This window comes from Nesterenkonia rhizosphaerae (assembly GCF_039544555.1).
Lineage (GTDB): Bacteria > Actinomycetota > Actinomycetes > Actinomycetales > Micrococcaceae > Nesterenkonia > Nesterenkonia rhizosphaerae.
In genome coordinates this window covers 128,868-149,332 of sequence record NZ_BAABLW010000005.1, presented here as the reverse complement: position 1 = coordinate 149,332, position 20,465 = coordinate 128,868, and the positions used below count along the sequence as shown (strand labels likewise).

16 protein-coding genes are annotated in these 20,465 nt (G+C 63.5%); 11 read left to right on the top strand and 5 right to left on the bottom strand.

Annotated features, from left to right (window positions below; genetic code table 11):
- Positions 1 to 5: 5 nt before the first annotated feature.
- A complete protein-coding gene (locus tag ABEA23_RS04975; protein ID WP_345476967.1) occupies positions 6 to 1,019 on the bottom strand; it encodes a hypothetical protein in 1,014 nt (337 codons plus the stop codon).
- A gap of 144 nt (positions 1,020 to 1,163) precedes the next feature.
- Here ABEA23_RS04975 and ABEA23_RS04970 point away from each other — a divergent pair, with 144 nt between their 5' ends.
- From ABEA23_RS04970 to ABEA23_RS04935, 8 genes are all read left to right on the top strand, one after another.
- Entirely contained in the window at positions 1,164 to 2,621 is a 1,458-nt protein-coding gene (locus tag ABEA23_RS04970) for an NAD(P)H-quinone dehydrogenase (RefSeq protein ID WP_345476966.1), read from the top strand.
- A gap of 23 nt (positions 2,622 to 2,644) precedes the next feature.
- A complete protein-coding gene (locus tag ABEA23_RS04965) occupies positions 2,645 to 4,339 on the top strand; it encodes a DUF885 domain-containing protein (protein ID WP_345476965.1) in 1,695 nt (564 codons plus the stop codon).
- Positions 4,340 to 4,417: 78 nt separating this feature from the next.
- Positions 4,418 to 5,362, top strand: a complete 945-nt coding sequence (locus tag ABEA23_RS04960) for a purine-nucleoside phosphorylase (RefSeq protein WP_345476964.1) — start codon at positions 4,418 to 4,420, stop codon at positions 5,360 to 5,362.
- 34 nt (positions 5,363 to 5,396) lie between these two features.
- Positions 5,397 to 7,298, top strand: a complete 1,902-nt coding sequence (locus ABEA23_RS04955) for a phospho-sugar mutase (RefSeq protein ID WP_345476963.1) — start codon at positions 5,397 to 5,399, stop codon at positions 7,296 to 7,298.
- Positions 7,298 to 8,002, top strand: coding sequence for a deoxyribose-phosphate aldolase (deoC, locus tag ABEA23_RS04950; protein WP_345476962.1), 705 nt, complete (start codon positions 7,298 to 7,300; stop codon positions 8,000 to 8,002). Before ABEA23_RS04955 ends, deoC begins: the two co-directional genes overlap by 1 nt.
- A gap of 45 nt (positions 8,003 to 8,047) precedes the next feature.
- Positions 8,048 to 8,386 (top strand): hypothetical protein, encoded by a 339-nt coding sequence (locus ABEA23_RS04945; protein WP_345476961.1) that lies wholly within the window; start codon positions 8,048 to 8,050, stop codon positions 8,384 to 8,386.
- A 23-nt stretch (positions 8,387 to 8,409) separates the two neighbouring features.
- Positions 8,410 to 9,486, top strand: a complete 1,077-nt coding sequence (locus tag ABEA23_RS04940) for an acyltransferase family protein (protein WP_345476960.1) — start codon at positions 8,410 to 8,412, stop codon at positions 9,484 to 9,486.
- A gap of 250 nt (positions 9,487 to 9,736) precedes the next feature.
- A complete protein-coding gene (locus ABEA23_RS04935) occupies positions 9,737 to 11,380 on the top strand; it encodes an HNH endonuclease (protein ID WP_345476959.1) in 1,644 nt (547 codons plus the stop codon).
- A 124-nt stretch (positions 11,381 to 11,504) separates the two neighbouring features.
- Here ABEA23_RS04935 and mfd read toward each other — a convergent pair whose 3' ends face one another.
- On the bottom strand, positions 11,505 to 15,116 hold the full coding sequence (mfd, locus tag ABEA23_RS04930) for a transcription-repair coupling factor (RefSeq protein WP_345476958.1): 3,612 nt from the start codon (positions 15,114 to 15,116) through the stop codon (positions 11,505 to 11,507).
- 122 nt (positions 15,117 to 15,238) lie between these two features.
- On the opposite strand from mfd, the gene ABEA23_RS04925 reads away from it, so the two are divergent.
- Entirely contained in the window at positions 15,239 to 15,880 is a 642-nt protein-coding gene (locus ABEA23_RS04925; RefSeq protein WP_345476957.1) for a GyrI-like domain-containing protein, read from the top strand.
- 26 nt (positions 15,881 to 15,906) lie between these two features.
- Positions 15,907 to 16,653: a phosphotransferase gene (locus ABEA23_RS04920; RefSeq protein ID WP_345476956.1), complete on the top strand. Its 747-nt coding sequence runs from the start codon at positions 15,907 to 15,909 to the stop codon at positions 16,651 to 16,653.
- A 4-nt stretch (positions 16,654 to 16,657) separates the two neighbouring features.
- Here ABEA23_RS04920 and ABEA23_RS04915 read toward each other — a convergent pair whose 3' ends face one another.
- Both ABEA23_RS04915 and ABEA23_RS04910 read right to left on the bottom strand, forming a co-directional pair.
- Positions 16,658 to 17,905, bottom strand: coding sequence for a serpin family protein (locus ABEA23_RS04915; protein WP_345476955.1), 1,248 nt, complete (start codon positions 17,903 to 17,905; stop codon positions 16,658 to 16,660).
- Between the two features lie 47 nt (positions 17,906 to 17,952).
- Complete coding sequence (locus ABEA23_RS04910) at positions 17,953 to 19,170, bottom strand: calcium/sodium antiporter (protein WP_345476954.1); 1,218 nt, start codon at positions 19,168 to 19,170, stop codon at positions 17,953 to 17,955.
- A 157-nt stretch (positions 19,171 to 19,327) separates the two neighbouring features.
- Between ABEA23_RS04910 and ABEA23_RS04905 the strand changes: the two genes are divergently transcribed.
- The gene (locus tag ABEA23_RS04905; RefSeq protein WP_345476953.1) at positions 19,328 to 19,831 is read left to right on the top strand and encodes a DUF2505 domain-containing protein; all 504 of its coding nucleotides are present in this window, start codon (positions 19,328 to 19,330) and stop codon (positions 19,829 to 19,831) included.
- A gap of 28 nt (positions 19,832 to 19,859) precedes the next feature.
- Here the strand turns inward: ABEA23_RS04905 and pth are convergent, their stop codons facing one another.
- Positions 19,860 to 20,438, bottom strand: coding sequence for an aminoacyl-tRNA hydrolase (gene pth, locus ABEA23_RS04900; RefSeq protein ID WP_345476952.1), 579 nt, complete (start codon positions 20,436 to 20,438; stop codon positions 19,860 to 19,862).
- Positions 20,439 to 20,465: the final 27 nt, after the last annotated feature.

Sequence of the window (20,465 nt, the reverse complement as noted above, 5' to 3'; positions counted from 1 at the left end):
CCTGCTCAAGCTCGCCTGCGCTTGAGAACAGCGTCCAGATCCATCGCCTCCTGGGTGCTGCTGTCCTCAGCGGGCTCCTCAGAATCCTGAGCGGAGGAAGCTGCTGGGGCAGCCGGCTGCCGGAGTTTGGTCTCGGGCTTGGGCTTAGGCTGCTCCGGCGCTTGCTGCGGAGCCGGCTCCGGACGCTGAGCCTTCTCCACGGCCAGGTACTTCGGCTGGGGCACGTCGCGGGGCTCCCACTGCATGTCCACCGGTCCTGCTTGATCGAAGATCGCCGCGCGACGCTGGACATCCTCTGCTGAGAAGAGTCGCTCAGCGTTATCCGGGAGACCGTCCTCGTCCAGCTTCACCAGAGAATCGGGACCACCGACGCCGCGCTCGTCAGCGCTCAGCGCATCAAATATGGCCTGCTGCCGCGCGCGGTCCTGTTCCTGAGCCGTTGCAGTGTAGCGGCGGTGCAGTGTCTCCACATCCGGGTTCATTGCCTCACGCATGGCCGCCTCCAGCCGGGCACGGCGCCTACGACGACGACGCAGCACAGCCGAGACCTGCAGGCTCACTAGAGCGAGCACGAAGACGGCTGCACTGATTCCTGGTGCAGCCCAGGTCAGTGTCGTGAACGTAGCGAGCAGTGCGGTGACGGTCGCAGTTAACAAGGAAACTAGTCCCACAAGCGCCAGCAGGGTCCGGCCCCAGTGGATCGTGATCCCTGTGCTTGCAGTGCCGCGCGGGGCAGCTGGCTGTGGGGAATCTCCGGCGGTGGTGGTCATCTGTGCCCTTCGTTCTGTGCGCGGCGCTCGGCGGTGTACACGCCGCTGCGCGCGCCTGCGTGCGATGCGGGCCCGGCGCGGGGTCAACCCCGACGTCGTCTGCGTCTGGGCGGACAATCGCTGGGCCCTCAGCATCAGCGCCGCCAGGAAGAGCCCGGCGATCAGAGCAATCAGAAAAGAGGAGTGGATGGGCAGACTGGGAATCATCTCCATGATCCCGGCCCCTGCAGGCCGGAGTCCCAGTGTCACGATCGACTCCACCTCACCTTGCCTCGCTTGTGTTGCTCTGATGCGACGGGGGTGCCGCTGATCAGTCCAGGGTAGCCGATCCGCCCTGGGATCCCGTGACATATACACGGGTTGCTGTGACAAGCACCTCAACAGTAGATAAGAATGGGGACCGTGACTTCACAGACCTCTGCTAAGCGTTTTGCCCCTGACCGCATCGCAATCCTCGGAGGTGGCCCCGGCGGCTATGAAGCTGCCATGGTGGCTGCCGATGCTGGAGCGGAGGTGACCATTGTTGAAGAGAAGGGCATGGGCGGTTCCGCAGTGCTCACGGATGTGGTGCCATCGAAGACCCTGATCGCCACCGCAGACGCGATGCGGAGGGTTAATGCCTCGACTGCTTTCGGGGTGCGTTTTGGTGAGCACAGCAGCGATAAATACGAAACCGAGGCCTGGGCTGATTTCTCCAAGGTCAATCAGCGTCTGATGAAACTGGCGCATAGCCAGTCCCGGGATATCCACGCCTCCGTGGAGGCCGCCGGGGTGCGCATCATCGCTGGACGCGGGCGACTAGTGGCTCCGACCAATATCGAGGTCACCACAGAAGCCGGCGAGACCACTGTGCTGGAGGCCGACGCCGTCATTATCGCCACCGGAGCGCACCCGCGTGAACTCGGCTCGGCCAAGCCTGACGGTGAGCGAATCCTGAACTGGACCCAGGCCTATAACCTCACCGAAGTTCCTGAGCACATGATCGTGGTGGGCTCGGGCGTGACCGGTGCTGAGTTCGCCTCTGCCTACCGCCGACTCGGCGCAGATGTCACTCTTGTCTCCTCCCGCGACCAGGTGCTGCCGGGTGAGGATTCCGATGCCGCCAGCCTGCTGGAGAACTCCTTTGCTCGCGCCGGGGTCAAAGTAGCGTCCCGCTCGCGCGCTGAGTCAGTGGAACGCACAGAGAACGGCGTGAAGGTGACCCTCACCGACGGTCGAGTCCTGGACGGCTCGCACTGTCTGATGGCCGTGGGCGGTATCCCGAACACTGAGAACATCGGCCTGGAAGAAGCCGGCGTGGAGACCACCGAATCGGGCCATATCCGGGTGGACACCGTCTCACGAACCACCGCCGCAGGCGTTTACGCTGCCGGTGACTGCACCGGCATGATGCCGCTGGCCTCGGTGGCAGCCATGCAGGGTCGCATTGCGGTGGCGCATATGCAGGGAGAAGCAGTCAAGCCGCTGCAGCTGCACCGCGTGGCCTCCAATGTTTTCACCTCCCCCGAGATCGCCACTGTGGGTGTCACCCAGGCACAGGTGGACTCCGGTAAGTACCAGGCTGATGTGGTGAAGCTGGATCTGGCCACCAATCCACGGGCCAAGATGATGAATATCCGCGAAGGCTTCGTCAAGATCTTCTCCCGGAAGGGATCCGGCACGGTCATCGGCGCGGTGGTGGTGGCTCCGCGTGCCTCTGAGCTGATTTTCCCGCTGGCGCTGGCGGTGACCCATAAGCTCCACGTGGACGATGTGGCCGGCACCTTCACCGTCTACCCCTCGCTCTCGGGCTCACTCTCCGAAGCCGCGCGCAGGCTGCACCTGCATGTGGCTGAGCCCAACCAGTCCTGATCACACACCCGAATGAGGCCCTGATGTCTGAGAATCCCGTCGCACCTGCTGAGACCAGGACGCCCACCGCAGTGGACGCCTACGCCGAGGAGTATTTCGAGGAGTTCCTGAAGCTGGCGCCTGAGGAAGCCACCTATCTGGGGCGCACCGGGGTGGAGACCGAATACGGGGACTACTCCCCTGCTGGTCGCCAGCAAATGGCGGAATTGTCCCGCCGCACCCTGGCCGGACTCGATGAGCTCAGCGCCCAGGACCACACCGACGAGGTGACTTTGCACGCGTTGCGTGAGCGCCTGCAGCTGGAGCTTGCCCTGCATGAGACCGGGCGCACCCAGCTGGACAACATCGCCTCCCCGGCACACGGGGCCAGGATGATCCTGGACCTCATGCCGGCCGAGTCGGATCAGGACTTTCAGCATCTGGCTGGCCGGTTGAAGAACCTTACCCCTGCGCTGGAAGGCTACTGGGAGTCGCTGCAAGACTCCCATTCCGCAGGCCACGTGCCCGCTGCCCGTCAGGTGCGCGCAGCGGCCGCGCAGTTCGCCGCCTGGGCAGGGGCCGATGGGGCTTTCTCGCAGTTCGTGGAGAAGGCCGGGCAAGCCGGTGCGTCGTCGTCGGTGGTTCAGGCAGTAGAAGAAGGCGCACAAGCTGCCGCTGAGGCATATCTGGTGCTCTCCGAACGACTCACCAACGAACTGCTGCCCTCCGCCCCGGAGGCCGACGCCGTGGGCGCAGACTACTATCGGTTGGTCTCGCAGACCTTCACCGGTACGGTCCTGGATCTTGAGGAGACCTACGCCTGGGGGCTTCAGGAGCTAGAGCGTATTGTGCAGGCCCAGCGAGAAGTCGCTGAGCAGATCAAGCCCGGGGCCAGCATTGAAGAGGCCAAGGAGATCCTCAACAATGACCCGGCCAGGAAGCTGACCGGAACCCAGGCGCTGCAGGAGTGGATGCAGCAGCTCTCCGATCAGGCCGTGGCTGAGCTGAAGGGCAGTCACTTCGACATCCCTTCCCCCATGGACACGCTCGAATGCATGATCGCCCCCACTCAGGATGGCGGCGTGTACTACACCGGCCCCTCTGATGATTTCTCCCGACCCGGCCGGATGTGGTGGTCAGTTCCGCCTGAAGACAATGAATTCACCACCTGGACCGAGACCACCACGGTCTACCACGAGGGCGTACCCGGGCATCACCTGCAGATTGCCACCGCGACCCTGGTGAAGGACCGCCTGAACTCCTGGCGCCGCAACGCCGCGAACACCTCGGGCTTCGCCGAGGGGTGGGCGCTCTACGCCGAGCAGCTCATGGCGGAACTCGGCTATCTCAACGATCCCGGGGACATGATGGGCATGCTGGATATGCAGCGCATGCGTGCGGCCCGCGTGGTCTTCGACATCGGTGTGCACTGCGGGCTGAAGGCCCCCGCCGAGTGGGGCGGAGAGACCTGGACCACGGAACAGGGCCGGGCATTCCTGCGCGCCCACCTGCCCATTTCGGAGGCCCAGCTGGAGTTCGAGTTCACCCGGTATCTCGGGTGGCCGGGGCAGGCGCCGTCGTACAAGGTGGGTCAGCGAGTCTTCGAACAGATCCGCGCCGAGCGCGAGGCCGCCGAAGGCGAGTCATTTGACCTGCGGGCCTTCCACACCGAGCTGCTGCAGCTGGGTGGACTGGGCCTGGACACGCTGCGCTTTGCCATGGGGACGGCGGCGGCATAGGCGTCATCACGGCGCGGGAACACGACGTCGGGGTGGGCCGCTTCGCGATGACTGTAAAGCTCGCATAGATTAGTGGCCATGACCGCTCCGTTTGATGCCGAACAGCCTGAAGACGATTTCACTGCCGCCGGTTTCGGCCACGTCACCCGTGAATCCGGGTCGCAGCCCCGCGAACTCGGCGATGCCGCGCCGGTGCCTACCAATGACCCGACGGCGCCGTCGGCTCAGACCGCTGAACGTGCGGCCAAGGCCCTGCTCGCCGCCGCTTCTGTCGAACGCATTGACCTGGCGTGCACCCTGGGCTCCGGTTGGGGCGGTGCCGCTGAACAGCTGGGCGAGCTGGTGGCTGAGATCGACGCCGCAGAAATTCCCGGCTTCCACCATTCCGGGGTCTCCGGCCACTCCGGAACCCTTAAGGTCATCCGGGCAGAAGCAGCCGATGGGCAGCCCAGACACATCCTGGTGATCGGTGCCCGCACCCATTACTACGAGGGCCGCGGTGTGGACGCGGTGGCTCACGGGGTGCGTACTGCTGCTGCGGCGGGGGCCAGCACCATGGTGCTGACCAATGGCTGTGGCGGGCTGAACCCGGAGTGGAAGCCCGGCACTGCGGTGCTGATCAGCGACCACATCAACCTCACCGGCACCTCTGCGCTGCGTGGTGCGCATTTTGTGGATATGACGGACCTCTACTCCCCGCGGCTGCGTGAGCTGGCCCGGGAAGTGGATCCCACTCTCCCCGAAGGCGTCTACGCGCAGTTCCCCGGCCCGCACTATGAGACCCCGGCTGAGGTGAGGATGGCGGGTGTGCTGGGCGCGGATCTGGTGGGCATGTCCACTGCGCTGGAAGCAATTGCCGCACACGCTGCTGGCATGGAGGTCTTCGGCATCTCCCTGGTGACTAACCTGGGTGCCGGAATCTCCCCTGAACCGCTGAGCCACCAGGAGGTCCTGGAGGCAGGGGCGGCTGCGGCGCCGCGCATTGCCGCTCTCCTGGCCCAGATTGTCCGCCGCGCGCTGTAACCCGCTGCTTACCGCCCCGACCTAGAATCGCTGGATGCCGCTGTCAGGCGTCCCACCCCAGAACCTCGAAGGAGACGCTCACGTGACTGACCTGCTGAGCACCGTCCGCCGCTGGATCGCGCTGGACCCTGATCCGCGCACCCGCTCTGAGTTGGAAGACCTGCTGCAAGCTGCCGACGGCGGCGACCACACCGCAGCGGCCGCGCTGGAAGGGCTGTTTGCTGGTCGGCTCGCCTTCGGCACCGCGGGGCTGCGCGCCGAGCTGGGCCCCGGCCCGCTGCGGATGAACCGCCTGGTCGTCCGGCAGACAGCAGCTGGTCTGCTGAGGTATGCCACGGAGAAGCTCACCGAAGCTCATGCGAAGGTGGATAACCCGCATGACGTGGAGGGCTCGGCTGCCCGCCGCATCGTGATCGGTTTCGACGCCCGGCACCAGTCCGATGAGTTCGCCTACGAGACCGCGGAGATCTTCCACGCCGCGGGGTGGGAAGTGCATCTCTTCGATCGGCCCGGACCTACTCCGCTGCTGGCGCGTCAAGTCCTGGTGAAGGACGCAGAGGTCGGCGTCATGGTCACCGCCAGCCACAACCCTCCGCGGGATAACGGCTATAAGGTCTACCTCGGCGGTGAGCTGTCCCGATTCCTGGAACCCGACGGACTGGGTGTGGGCGCTCAGATCGTCTCCCCGGTGGATCGTGAAATTGCTGAGACCATCGCCCAGGTGGTGACAGAGGACTTCGCAGACTCACGCACCGACGTTCAGGCACGAGCCGAAGTCCTCCGTCCTGCTGGTGTGCACACGATCGGCCAAGCGGATCGGGACAGCTACCAGCGCGAGGCCCTGCAGCTGCTGGATGCGCAGAACTATCCGCACCGCGACATCACGATCGTCTATACCGCGATGCACGGCGTCGGCGGTGAAATGGTGACCGAGCTGCTCTCCGCTGCTGGTTTCAGCACCGTTATCCCGGTGGCCGAGCAGTTCGCTCCAGACCCCGATTTCCCCACTGCGGACTTCCCCAACCCGGAGGAGGCTGGTGCGCTGGATCTCGCGCTGAAAGCCGCCGTTGAGCATTCAGCCGATCTGGTGCTGGCCAATGATCCCGACGCCGACCGCCTCTCTGCCGCCGTCTATGACGAGCAGGCCGCCTCCTGGCGGCAGCTCTCCGGGGATGAGATCGGCGCCCTGCTGGGTCGGCATATCCTGGACCGCGGCCCGCTGCGCCAAGGATGGCAAAGCACCGGCACCGGTGAGAGCACCGCACCTGCCATCGGAAACTCTGTGGTGTCCTCGCGACTGCTGGGCAAACTCAGCGCAGCCCGCGGCGTCGAGCACGCGGAGACACTCACCGGATTCAAATGGCTGGCCCGGGTGCCCAACATCATCTTCGGTTATGAGGAAGCTATCGGCTTCGACGTGGATCCGGTGCATGTTCGGGATAAGGACGGCGTCTCTGCGGCGATGATCTTTGCCGAGCTCATCGCCGATCTCAAGACCAAAGGAATCACCGCGGTCCAGGCGCTGGATGACATTGCCGCAGAGGCTGGTGTTTATCTCACTGGGCAGGTCACTATCCGGGTGCAGGATCTCAGTCAGCTGGGCCAGATCACTGCCGCCCTGCGGGAGAACCCGCCGGCTGAGATTGCCGGTTCTGCAGTCACCGAGACCTTGGATCTCAGCCGGCAGCCGCTGCCCGGCCAGGAGTTCACCGAGGCCAAGGTTACCGACGCGCTGATCTACCTCACCGACGCCGGTGACCGGGTGATCGTGCGTCCCTCCGGCACCGAGCCCAAGGTCAAGTGCTACCTGGAGACCACCGCGGAACCGGCCGGCGATGCCGCCGCGGATGTCTCCGCTGCCCGCGCCCAGGCCGCCGAGCGCCTGGACACTGTGCGTGAGGCCATGAACAGCATTCTTGCGAAAGGACCCCAGTAATGACCGCTTCCACCACCCCGACCCCTGTGGAGCTAGCCGGGCTGATCGATCACACCGCACTGAAGCCAGACACGGACGAGGCAACCGTACGCCGGGTGATCTCCGAGGCTCTGGAGCACGGCTTCGCCGCGGTCTGCATCAACCCCCGATGGGTTTCCTTCACCGCAGAAGCTCTAGCCGGCAGCCCGGTGAAGACGTGCACGGTGGTCGGCTTCCCGCTTGGTGCTTCCACCACCGCGGCGAAAGTCGCCGAGACTCAGGACGCCGTCCAGCAGGGCGCTCAGGAGGTGGACATGGTGGTGGACATCGCTGATGCCAACGCCGGCCGGGCCGATGCCGTGCAGGCTCAGATCGCCGCACTGGCGGCCGCGGCGCATGCCGGTGGAGCCATCCTGAAGGTCATTCTGGAGACCAGCCTGCTGACCCAGGAGGCCAAAGAGCTCGTCTGCCGTGCCGCTGAGGCTGCCGGTGCTGACTTCGTGAAGACCTCCACCGGCTTTGGCGGCGGTGGGGCGACGGTCGAAGATATCGCGCTGATGCATTCGGTGGTCGGCGGGCGACTGGGGATCAAAGCTTCCGGCGGGGTGCGCAGCTACGAGGACGCCGTCGCTATGGTCAATGCCGGTGCCACACGCATCGGGGCCAGCGCCTCAGTTGATATCGTAGAGGGAAGCAAGAACGACGGCGCCCGGGGCGGTTACTGACAAGGTGCATCGCCACGGCGCAACGGAACTTTCGAAAGGGATCTCATGATCAGCAACGGCCAGGTTAAGGCCTACTCCGGACAGGGCCACTTCCTGGGCAACCTGGTGGCTTTCCTCTTTGTGTTCGGCATGCTGCTGGGCTCGATCGTCGCGCTGAACTTCTGGGATCTGGACCAGGTCTGGTTGCCGGGTCTGTTGTTCCTGGGTCTCTATGCCGGTGCTTTCCTGGTGGCCAAGGAAGTGATCGGCCGTTCGGATTCGCTGGAGCATCAGGACCTTCACGGTGAGCACGGCGAGCCGCTGGATGCGATGGCTTCCCGCGCGGCAGAGTCCAACGCTCCTACCCGTGAGCGCAAGGCCGGCCCGTACCACGCGGACCGCTAAGAGGCGCCTGCCACACAGCATTTATGGGGCCTGAAGCCCGGATGGCGCGCAACGCGGGTATTGACCTGTTGCGCGTCATCTCTGTTGCTGCCGTCGTCGTCGGTCATGGTTGGCCGCTGATGCCGTACGAGGAGTATCTGCAGATCTGGCGGATGCCCCTGTTCTTCTTCCTTGCCGGGTTCTTCCTGTCTCCTGTGCGCAGTTTTGCCGGCGAGATTCGTACCCGCTGGCACACCCTCGGGGTGCCGTATCTGACGTGGCTGGTGCTGCTGATCGCCCTGGTGGCAGTCCACCACTACACGCCCAAGCCCTTTGAAGACACCTGGCTGACCATTGCCGGGGCTGTCTTCGGCGGGGGGCTCACCGATATGCCGTTCCTGGCGTTTTGGTTCATCTCCGTGATGTTCTTCGCCGTGCTGCTGGTGCGTCTGCTGTTGACGCTTCCCTGGTGGGTGCAGCTTGCTGCCGCCCTTGGGGGCCTGGCGCTGGCGCAGGTTCCCGATTCGGCAATGTCGTATACCAGCCTCGGACTGGGTCTGGCTCCGGCCTGCGCGGCCTTTATCCTGGCCGGATTCTGGTTCCGCCGACTGATCACTCCGGCTCGCGACGCTGCTGGTGCCGGAAGGTCTGCGTCGCCTGCTTGGCGGCAGCGGTTGGCTGAGGCAGCCCGTTCCCCCTGGGCCGGTGTGGTAGGTGTGCTGCTGATAGCGGCCGGTATGGCCGGGGTCGCAGCAGGTGCTGAGACGATGAATATGAAGTGGTCCGGCTTCGGGACATTCCTGGTTTCTCCCGCCCTGGCCCTGCTGATCTGCGTGGGTCTGGTGGGGGTCTTCTCCACCTGGGCCGATGCAGCACTAAAGACGATCCCTGCGGCGCTGACGGTGATCTCCGAGCTGGTCAAGACCGGCACGATGGTCGTGTTCTTCCACGCCTATGTGCTGTTTTTGATCTGGGATCTGGTCAGCTACCAACCGCTGCGTATCTTGATTGCCCTGCTGGTGTGCTGGAGCTTGGGGCTAGTAGTCAACCGCACGCGGTTCTCGCCCTGGCTTACAGGGCTACCCCGACCGCGATCAGTGAGTCCTCGTACCGCGGGTTAAGCGATCTCCGCTCCTGGTGTGCGAGGCAGGCTAGAACGGGCTGCAAAGCCTGAGTTGGGCTGCTAAACCGGAGTTGGGCTGGTCCGCATGTCACTGGCCATGCCTGACGCTGTCTCAATCCTGCGAGAGATCCCCAAGACCTATCGACATCTACCTATCGACATGAAACAATAGAACATAGATTCGATAGATGGACGGGTACACACAGGTATGAAGACAGGCCGCATGGCCGGCACAAGGGGTGATCACCATGGTAGCTTCCACCACCAGCAGCGCCAGCAGTGCCCCTCCTATGCCTGAGCACCTCAGAGCCCTCGCTGGGGAACCGGAACTCACTTCAGCCTTCGAACACCAGGTCACCTCCCGGCGAGCTGAAGCAGCCACCATCACCGCACTTCTTGACTACCGTGCACGGACTGCCGCGCATTATGCCCAGGAACCCCTGGTCACCCGGTCTGAGGCAGACCGTGCCGCTGTTCGTGATGCCGCCCGCATCCTCGGGGTCAGTGACCGCACCGCCACCACCATCCTCAACACCACACAGGAGGCTAAGTGCCTCCTCCCCCACACGTGGCGAGCATTCTGTGAGGGGCTCATTGATCTGCCCAGGGTGCGGAAAACCGTCGACGCCGCCATCACCAGTAGCCTGCCTGATCACCTGCTGCGACAACTGGATCAGGCCGTAGCCGAACAAGCACAGCGCCGTAGTCTCTCGGAGTTTCATCACTGGCTCACCCGCTACACCGCCTCCCTCGACCCAGAGAGTTACGCCAGGGCTTGTGAGAAGGAGAACCAAGCCCGGTTCGTGCGGTTTCAGCACCAGTCCCACGGAATGAGCTACCTCCAGGCCTATATCCCCACCTTAGAAGCCGCAGCGATCGAGAAACGCCTCAAAGCCGCAGCCCGGGGCATGGACCAGCCCCGGCCAGATGGGGGAACCGCTGGTCACCGCCAGGCTGGCTCTGGTGCCGCAGAAACAGGCGGCGCAGGGCGAGGCCACGCGGAACCACACGACATGGAATCGTCCCCTTCGGAACCGGGCGCCGCAGGTCACCACACCGCTGATGCCCAGTCCCCTGACTCCAGCACCACAAGTCCTCAGGCCGCGGATCCCCGCACCCTGGCCCAGCGGGAAGCAGACCTCCTCACGGCATGGCTTCGTGATGGACGGGTCTATGACGCCACGGTTGATGCCAAGATCATGATCATGATCCCGGAGGCCACCCTCACCGGTGAAACAGACGAGCCGGCGATGGCTGCAGATCGGTCATGGATGATCCCCGCCCACCAAGCACGCCACCTCGCCGCCAACCCCGAGGCCAACCATCACTGGTACCAAGGCCATACCCGCAAGGATTCTAGGAACGCAGAGTATGACTTACTCAGTGCCCGGTATATCGGCCGGTACCCACCCGCACACCTACGCGACGCACTGATCTTCCGGGACGGGACCTGCCAAGCAGGCGGATGCACCATCAGCGCCGAACGCTGCGATATCGACCACCAAACACCCTGGGAACAGGGTGGAGAAACCAGCGCCGACAATCTCTGGGCACTGTGCAGGCGCCATCACCGCATGAAATCCCACGGATTCCTCCACCCACCACCACAGAGGTCGGAACCCAATCCTGAGCCCAACCCTGGCCGAGGTGCCGATCCTGCTCACACGAACAGCACCCATTCACCCAGCGCTCATCTACACATCGCACATTCACCCGGTGCTCATTCACACACCGAGCGCTGGCTAAGCGAGCGCGTCCTCAGTGACCATCTCCCTGACGGCCGCCAATCTGCTGACCACACTCCTGCCGAGGACACACCACCTGCCGGACTCCTTACCGCAGCAGACTTGATCTGGCGCGCCGCCCCGGTCCTGTACGGCCTCGCCGCCTGATTTCCGCCGGCCTAAGCACGTCTTGCCCGGCACGTCTTGCCCAGCTCGTCTTGCCCGGCACGTCTTGCCCACTCGCATCTGCGAAGTGCCGCGCTAGGCGTTACAGGTTTAGGCGTGACAGGGTCTAGGCGTTGGGCTTGAAGAGGCCCTCCCAGACCTGGTTGAGCCACTCCAGCAGCGGGCCGTCGGAAAGTTCTTCTCCACCGATCTTCTTAGTGGTCGGCTTAGGCAGCAGGATCTGCTTCATTGCCACCTTCTGCTGGGCTCCGGGGTAAAGCCGTTCCATACGCAGCTGGCGTGATTCGGGCAGATCCTCCACCGGGGCGAACCGAATGAACTTGCCCTGGACCCCGACGTCGGTAATTCCGACCGAGCGCACGCGATTGCGGAACCGCGCAACCTCCAGGAGGTTCTCCACTGCGGTAGGTGGTTCACCGTAGCGGTCCTGCCATTCGGCGAGGACCTCGGAGATCTTCTCCTCGGTATCTGCTGCGGCGAGTTTGCGATAAGCCTCCAGGCGAAGGGGTTCACTGGGCACATACTCTGAAGGCAGGTGAGCGTTGATCGGCAGTTCGATCTTCACTTCTGTGACGGTCTGCTCTTCCTCTCCTCGGAAATCAGCCACAGCCTCGCCCACCATGCGCAGGTAGAGGTCAAAGCCCACGCCCTCAATATGACCGGACTGCTCACCACCGAGCAGGTTTCCGGCACCACGCAGCTGCAGATCCTTCTTCGCCAGCTGGAAGCCAGCTCCCAGTTCATTATGAGCCGCCACGGCTTTCAACCGCTCCAGAGCATCTTCGCCCAGCGGTTTCTCCGCCGGGTAGAGGAAGTAGGCGTAGGCCCGTTCCCGAGAGCGTCCCACGCGGCCACGCAGCTGATGCAACTGCGAGAGTCCGAAGGCAGAGGCCTTATCCACGATCAGAGTGTTGGCGTTGGAGATATCCAGACCGGTTTCGATGATGGTGGTGGAGACCAGCACATCGAATCGCCGCTCCCAGAAGTCGTTCACGATCTGCTCCAGACGGGCCTCCCCCATCTGGCCGTGGGCCACCTCCACACGGGCCTCGGGCACCAGCTCCTTGATTCGGGCTGCGACCCGGTCAATATCAGCGACCCGGTTGTGCACATAGAACACCTGTCCCTCACGCATGAGCTCACGGCGCACTGCGGCAGAAACCTGCTTATCCGTATACGGGCCCACATAGGTCAGCACTGGGTGCCGCTCTTCCGGCGGAGTGTTCAGCTCAGAGGTCTCGCGGATGCCCGCCAGAGACATCTCCAGGGTGCGCGGAATGGGTGTCGCCGTCATCGCCAGCACATCCACATTGGTGCGCATCTTTTTCAGCTGTTCCTTGTGCTCCACACCGAAACGCTGTTCCTCATCGATGACCACCAGGCCCAGGTCCTTGAACTGGACCTCCTTGCTCAGCAGACGGTGGGTGCCGATGACCACATCGATGCTGCCCTCTTTCAGCCCGGCCAGCACCTCCTTAGATTCCTTGACGCTCTGGAACCGGGAGAGCGCACGAACACGCACCGGGAACCCGGCGTAGCGTTCGGTGAACGTCTCTTGATGCTGAGAGACCAGCAGCGTGGTGGGCACCAGGACGGCCACTTGTTTACCGTCCTGGACCGCTTTGAACGCAGCCCGGACGGCGATCTCGGTTTTGCCGAAGCCCACATCACCGGAGACCAGCCGGTCCATGGGGACCTCGGCCTCCATGTCTCGCTTGACGTCCTCCATGGCGGTCAGCTGATCAGGGGTCTCCACATAGGGGAAGGCGTCCTCCAGCTCAGCCTGCCAGGGCGTATCCGGGGCGAAGGCGTGACCGCGTGAGGCCATCCGTGCCGCGTAGAGCCGGATGAGTTCCGCGGCGATCTCCTTGACCGCTTTACGGGCTTTGCGTTTGGTGGCAGCCCAGTCGCTGCCGCCCATCCGCGAGAGCTTCGGCTCATCCCCGCCCACATACTGGGAGACTTGGTCCAGCTGGTCAGTGGGAACCATCAGCCGGTCCTTCGGCGCACCCCGCTTCGAGGACGCATACTCCAGCACCATGTATTCGCGCATACCGGCAGTGCCTGCTTTGATCGCCTGCGGGGAGCCCACCGGGCGTTGAATCAGCTCAACAAACTGCCCGATACCGTGCTGTTCGTGGACAACAAAATCGCCCTTGCTCAGCGAAAGCGGGTCAACGGCATTCTTACGACGGCGAGCCGCGCGGCCCTTGCTGCGGCGGCTGTCCTGCCGGATCGAGCGGCCGAGCATTTCGGACTCGGTCAGCAGCGCCAGCTGCAGCTCATCCAGGGCAAACCCCTCGGGGACGTTCGCAGTGGTGACGGTGATGGTCCCAGCTGAGGGGGCGTCGTCGAGGGTTTCCACCAGCTCATGCGGGACCTGGTGTTCTCCCAGCAGCTCCGCCACGCGCTGAGCGGAGCCGCCGCCAGCAGTGGTGACCACCACACTCCACTGGTCCTTTGCGCGTCCGGCAAGGAACTCCATCACCTGTTCCACGCTGCCGCGGTAGCCGATGGGCTCACGCGAACTGATAGAGACGATGTCTGCGTCCTGGGCCAACTCGGCATCCAGTCCCAGGGAAGTGATGGACCACCAGCTGCTGCCGTGTTCCAGGGAAGCTTCACGGGTCTCGGTCAGAGTAGCGAAAGCACCACTGGCGAGGGAGGCTTCCTCCTGATCGGTGATGGCGATCGGGCTGGCTGCGCCGTCGCCGGAGGCTTGCCAGGCTGCAGCGAGGAACTCATCATTGGTGGCCGCTAGATCATGGGCACGAGTGCGCACCTTCTCCGGTTCGATGAGCACCGCCAGGGACCCCTCGGGCAGCTCAGAGACGAAAGGCACCATCTTTTCGGCCAGCACCGGGGTCAGCGACTCCATGCCTTCCACGGCCTGCTTCTGGCTGATGCGCTCCAGCATGTCCACCGCATGCGGCATCGTGGCCATGAGCTCCTTGGCACGGGCTGCGATCTCATCGGTGATCAGCAGCTCGCGGCAAGGCACCGCGTGCAACCTCGTCGGAGCGTCCTCAGCATCCAGAGAGCGCTGGTCAGCCACGGAGAAGTGCCGCATCTGCTCCACTTCATCACCGAAGAACTCCACACGCACCGGGTGAGTCTCATTCGGCGGAAAGACATCCAAGATGCCGCCGCGGACGGCAAACTCACCGCGCCGGGTCACCATATCCACCCGGCTGTAAGCGGCGGAGGCAAGGCGGGCGACGACGTCGTCGAATTCGTAGAAGCCACCCGTGCGCAGGCTTACCGGCTCGAGGTCCCCGAGCCCGGCCACGATCGGCTGAATAACCGCCCGAACCGGTGCGACCACCACATCAAGCGTGCCGGCCTGTTTAGGGTGGGCAAGGTGGCGCAGCACTCCCAAGCGCCGGCCCACAGTGTCAGAGCGCGGGGAGAGCCGCTCATGCGGCAGAGTCTCCCAGGAGGGGAAATGCGCGACGGCGGCATCGGGAGCGAAGCAGGTCAGTGAGGCCACCAGCTCATCGGCTTCCCGGTCGGTGGCGGTGATGGCCAGCACGGTGGCCTGCGGGTGGGCAGCACGCAGACTCTGCGCGATCTCTGCGATCAGCGCCGGGCGAAGGCCGGACGTGGCCGCGATCTGCAGTTCATCGGTGCGTTCGGGGGCTGGATGCTGCGCAGCTGAGGCCACCCGCTGGTAGGTGGAGCTTGCTGCCAGTGCCGCACGTAGACCACGCAGTGCCATGCCAATACACCCTTTAGTGAGTTTTAGGGGGAAAGAGAACCGCCCCTACATTACCGGGCTGCTGCCCCGGGCGTCTCCCCCAGTCCTCGGGATTCGGCCCACGGCGTGAGATGCTGGCGGCTATGACCGGCAAGGTTGATCTGAAGAAGACGCATGAGTCCTATCAGGCCCGCCCCGGAGAGTTTCGGCTACTGCAGGTACCACCTATGCAGTACCTCATGCTGGACGGCTCCGGGGACCCTAATTCCTCTGCCCAGTTCAGCACCGCGCTAGAAACGCTCTACCCGGTGGCGTACACCCTGAAGTTCGCCAGTAAGAACCACTTGGGCCGGGATTATGTGGTCCCACCCCTGGAAGGTCTCTGGTGGGCTGATGACTTTTCTGCCTTCACCACCGCCCGGGACAAGTCACTGTGGAGCTGGAGGCTGATGCTTCTAGTACCGGACTGGATCAGCCCCGAAATGGTGGAGCAGGCCCGTCGGGTAGTAGCTGAGAAGAAGGCCGGTGATGGATTGCGCCTTGATGGTCTGCTCTTCCAGACACTTCAGGAAGGTCTCTGCGTCCAGACCCTGCATGTGGGGCCCTTTGATGAGGAGGGTCCGGTGCTTCAGCAGATGCATCACGAGTTCATCCCGCAGCACGGCCTTGCTTTAACCGGTAGTCATCACGAAATCTACTTAAGCGATATGCGCCGCACCAGCCCGGAGAAGCTGCGCACCATCCTGCGCCAGCCAGTCACAGACGGTTCCCCCGAGAATGCCTAAGTCCTGAGCGTGACAGGCCCTCACACATGATTCGTCCCGATGCCGGTGTTCCGCAGGAACCTGTCCCGGTTCCGCAGCTGGTCAGCGAACTAGCGGCGGAACTAGGGGCCGCAGGCGAGCCGGAACCAGTCTGGCGCAATGCGCTGGGCGGGCTGACCTTTAAGGCACACCGCGCTGACGCCCAGTGGTTTATCAAGTGGCAGGACATCACTGCCCTCGCCCCGGCTCAGCAGGCTGAAGCTGATCTGAAGGCAGAGGCAGCGCGGCTGCGCTGGGCAGGACAGTTTGTCAACGTACCCGAAGTAGTCGACGACGGCGCCCGCAGCGGCCAGGCCTGGTTGGTCACCCGAGCGATCAGTGGGCTATCCGCCTATGTCCCGCAATGGCGGCAACATCCAGAGGAGACAGTGCGGGCGATCGCACTTGGACTCCGCAGGTTCCACGACGCGCTGCCTGTAGCCGACTGCCCGTTTCCGCTCTCTTGGGCGTCTGCGGCACCCGATGCACCCGCGCCGGAGCAGCTGGTGGTCTGCCATGGTGATCCTTGCGTGCCCAATACACTGCTTGATGAGCGGGGGCAGTTCTTAGCCCATGTGGATGTCGGTGCTCTCGGGGTCGGCGACCGGTGGGCTGACCTGGCCATCGCTACGTACAGCATCAGCTGGAAGGTCAATTTCGGGCGCAGCTATGACCAGCTGTTCTTCAGCACCTACGGGGTTGATCCTGATCCGGTGCGCATCAACTACTACCGGCAGCTGTGGGACCGCAGCTGAACCGTTACTCGGCGGTGGGGTCGTAGACCACGCCCATGAACAGCGGCCAGTCTGTCTCGGTGTGCACTATGTGCAGCGCGTAGGGGCGGTCCACGTGCAGCTGCACAGGTTCCTCGAGCGTCCCAGAAGTGAGCCCCACGATCTCGGTCACTCCGGCGGCCACGGTCCCATCTTCATCCACGCGCATCACGGTCTGATGAGCCACCTGGCTCAAGCGTGTACCCGGGGCAAGTTTATTGAGATCATCACCAGCGACCGTGGCCTCAAGGCCTAGCTCCAGCAGCAGGTCGATCAGGTCCTCGCTGGAGGAGATCTCCACGCGCGGCAGCATCAGATCCACTTCGGCACCGGCGGACTCCTCCCCCAGCGCAGCTGAAATCTCCAGCCAATCCTCACCAGTGATAGCGGCCGGGTCCTGCCCCTCAGCGGGAAGCACGACATCCATGGCAAAGCCCTCGGTATAGGGCAGCCGGACCGCCTGGGCGCCGTCGTATTCGGTATAGGAGGCGAAAAGTCGCTGCTGCATCAGATCTGTACGGACGCTGGCTCCAGTGCCGGTGATGAAGTCTCCTTCTGCGGTCGCCGATTCGCTGAAGGGCGATTGCCATTGCGCCGCCAGTACCACCGCATTCTGCAGCACGAACTGGATCCGGTCATCCGGGGCCTGCACCCCGGATTTCTCGATGAGTCCGCCGGTGTGCTCATCAACCCAGGAATCCAGCAGGTCTTTGGACTCCTGCTGCGCAAAGTCGGTAGTCACCAGCCCGGCGTCGTATGCGGAGGCCAGAGTTTCCAGCAGGTCATCATCGGGATCCACGCCGTCCTGGGTGACCAGTTGGTTTGCCAGATGCAATAGCGGACGCTCCGGCAGATCATCCTCCTGCACTGCGGCGGGGTCGCCGTCGTACTCCCGTACCGCGGCCTGCAAGGCGCTGAACGCTTCGGTACGGGACTCGCCTGCTGCTCCGAGCAGTTCTTCCAGCTCCGCGGCGGCGGGCCCCTCAGCAGCTTCGGCCAGCATGGCCAACGCCGTAGTGAGCGAGGCGGGTGAAACTACCAGGTTCTCCCCCGCCGCGAGGGCCTCAAGGGTCTGAGCCCCGAATCTAGTTCCGGCGGCCACCACATCCTCAGCCGCAGTTGCGGAACTCAGCGACGCCGGCTGATAGTCCACCTCGGCACGAAGCTGCGGGGACTGCGGATCGGATCCACAGGCGGTGGCCGAAAGCAGAGCGAGAGCTGAGGCTGCTGCCACGGTGCGCGACCGCAGTGACGTGCTTGGCTGGGAGCTACGAAAGGAGCTCATTGTTGACGCTCGGCTTGTTCAGGAGGTGCAGGAATCGTGATGGGAGAGGTGTAGAAGTCTTCCTCCTCATCACCGTACTCGCGTTTGTCTTCTTTAGTGGAGTGGCGCAGGCCCAGCTCGTAGCCGGCCAGGGCCAGGATCCAGACAGCGGTGATCGGCAGCACGAACCAGAGCATGGCGGCACTGAAGGGTCGCAGTGCGCTGTGATCTGCCGCCGAGAGGACCAGGTAGACCACGTAGCCCACGTACATCACCACCAGCACGTAGCCCTCCCACTGCCGGATAGCTTGTGCCGTGAAAGCAAGGGGCAGCAGCACCAGGGCGACGGCGACCATCACCGGGAGATCGAAGTGGATGGCCGCTGATGCCACCTCCACACCTATCGGAGAGACAATGGCAGTCAGACCCAGCACAGCCCCGATATTGAAGATATTGGAACCGACCAAGTTGCCCACAGCCATATCGCGTTCACCACGCACTGCGGCAATGACGCTGGTAGCCAGCTCAGGCAGAGAAGTGCCGATGGCCACAATGGTCAGCCCGATGATCAGGTCGCTGACGCCCAAGGCGGTGGCGATGCCGGTGGCTGCCCGCACCAGCAGTTGAGCACCGACCACTAGCAGCCCCACGCCGACCAGGATCAGCACCAGGTCAACGGTGGTGGCGCCCAACTTGGTGGCCCGCAGCTTAGAGGTCAGCTTCCCTGTGCCTGAGTGGAGGACTTCCTCTACATGCAGTTCTGGGGCCTTGCCGCGAACGGTCCGGCGTCGGGCGTAGATGATGGTGGCCAGCAGGTAAGCCAGCAGAAGGCCCAACAGCAGAGCGCCGTCAAGGGTGGAGAGGTGCCCATCCAATGAGAGCAGCAGTGCAAGCACTGAGAGCACCACCATCATCGGAATATCGGCTTTGATGAGCTGAAGGCGGACGTAGAGGGCGCCGAAAGCCGCGGTGAGTCCCAGCACGAAGAGGATGTTGGCAATATTGCTGCCCACCACATTGCCTACCGCAAGCCCAGGTGAGCCATCGAGGGCGGCGCCAACACTCACGGCCAGTTCCGGGGCCGAGGTGGCGAAGGACACCACAGTGAGTCCAATGATCAGCGAGGAGAGCCCCATGGTCTTCCCCAAGGATGCAGCCCCGCGGACCAGCGCCTCCCCGCCAAGGACGAGGAGCACAAAACCGCTGACCAGCAGAAGAAGTTGGATGAGCGTCACCGTCCACAGCATACCCTGAGCGGCACCTGAAAATTAGACGAAAGTTCACACAATATTGTTGGATCGCGGAACGTGCCGCCGCCTATTCTCGGGGTCGGCCTGGTTAGGATGACAGCGCAGTACCACCACCTGTTTTCAACCCTTGAAGGAGACCCCTGTGAGTCTTGAAGCCGAGAAGGTCATTCCGCACAGCGCTGATGCCATTGTTGCGGCCTACACTTCGCGTGATTTCCATGAACACCTGGCAGCAAAAGTGGGCTCCGAGCTGAAGGGCTTTGAAGTCAGCGGCACTGCGGAGACTGGTTTCGAGGTGATCTCCAAGCAGGCCATGAGCGCCGACAAGCTCCCGGAGATCGCGAAGAAGGTCATCAAGGGCACCGTGAATGTGACCGTGACCGACAAGTGGAGCGCCCCGGATGCCTCCGGCTCGCGCCGCTCGGACACCACCGTAGATATTGCTGGTGCCCCCGTGAAGGCCGTGGCTTCCCAGACGCTGCACGCCCGTAGTGCGGCAGAAACTCTGGCCACCGTCCGCGGTGATGTGGACGTGAAGATCCCCATTATCGGCGGGAAGATCAAGAAGGCGGCCGAACCGTATATGCGTAAATTCGTGGAGCTTCAGGCCACTGAGGTTGCCAAATGGATCGAGAAGAACAGCTGAGATAACAGCTGCGGCAGCGCCGACGTCGTCAGTGGACTTTATTCTGCGCCGTGGTCAGATCCTCGGTGATCAGAAGTTCGACGGCGTCGGCGGCGCGGTCGATGACATCAGGCAGCTGCTTCTCTTCTGCGCTGCTGAATTTCTGCAGCACATAGTCGGCAGTATCCATCTGCCCTGGGGGACGCCCAATTCCCGCCCGCACTCGCAGGTAGTCACGGTTTCCGCCGAGGTGCTGGGTGATGGATTTCAGGCCGTTGTGCCCACCTTCTGAGCCGCCGCGCTTGAGCTTGATGCGGCCGAAGTCAATGTCCAGTTCGTCGTGGACGACTACTAGGTGCTGCGAATCCACGGAGAAATAGTCCATCAGACTGCGCACCGGCTTGCCGCTGGTGTTCATGTATCCCTCGGAGATCGCGAAGATCACTTTGGGACCTCCCCCGGGAAGCCGGGCACCTACGGCTTTGGCTCCAACTTTAGTGCGTGAGTAGCTGGCCCCCATGCGGTCAAGCAGCTCGTCAAGCACCATCTGGCCGATATTGTGCCGGGTACGCTGATAGCGGGCCCCGGGATTCCCGAGACCCGCTATCAGCCATGTCTCTGAAGCCATTGCTTCAGGCTACCTGTTTCTCTCGCG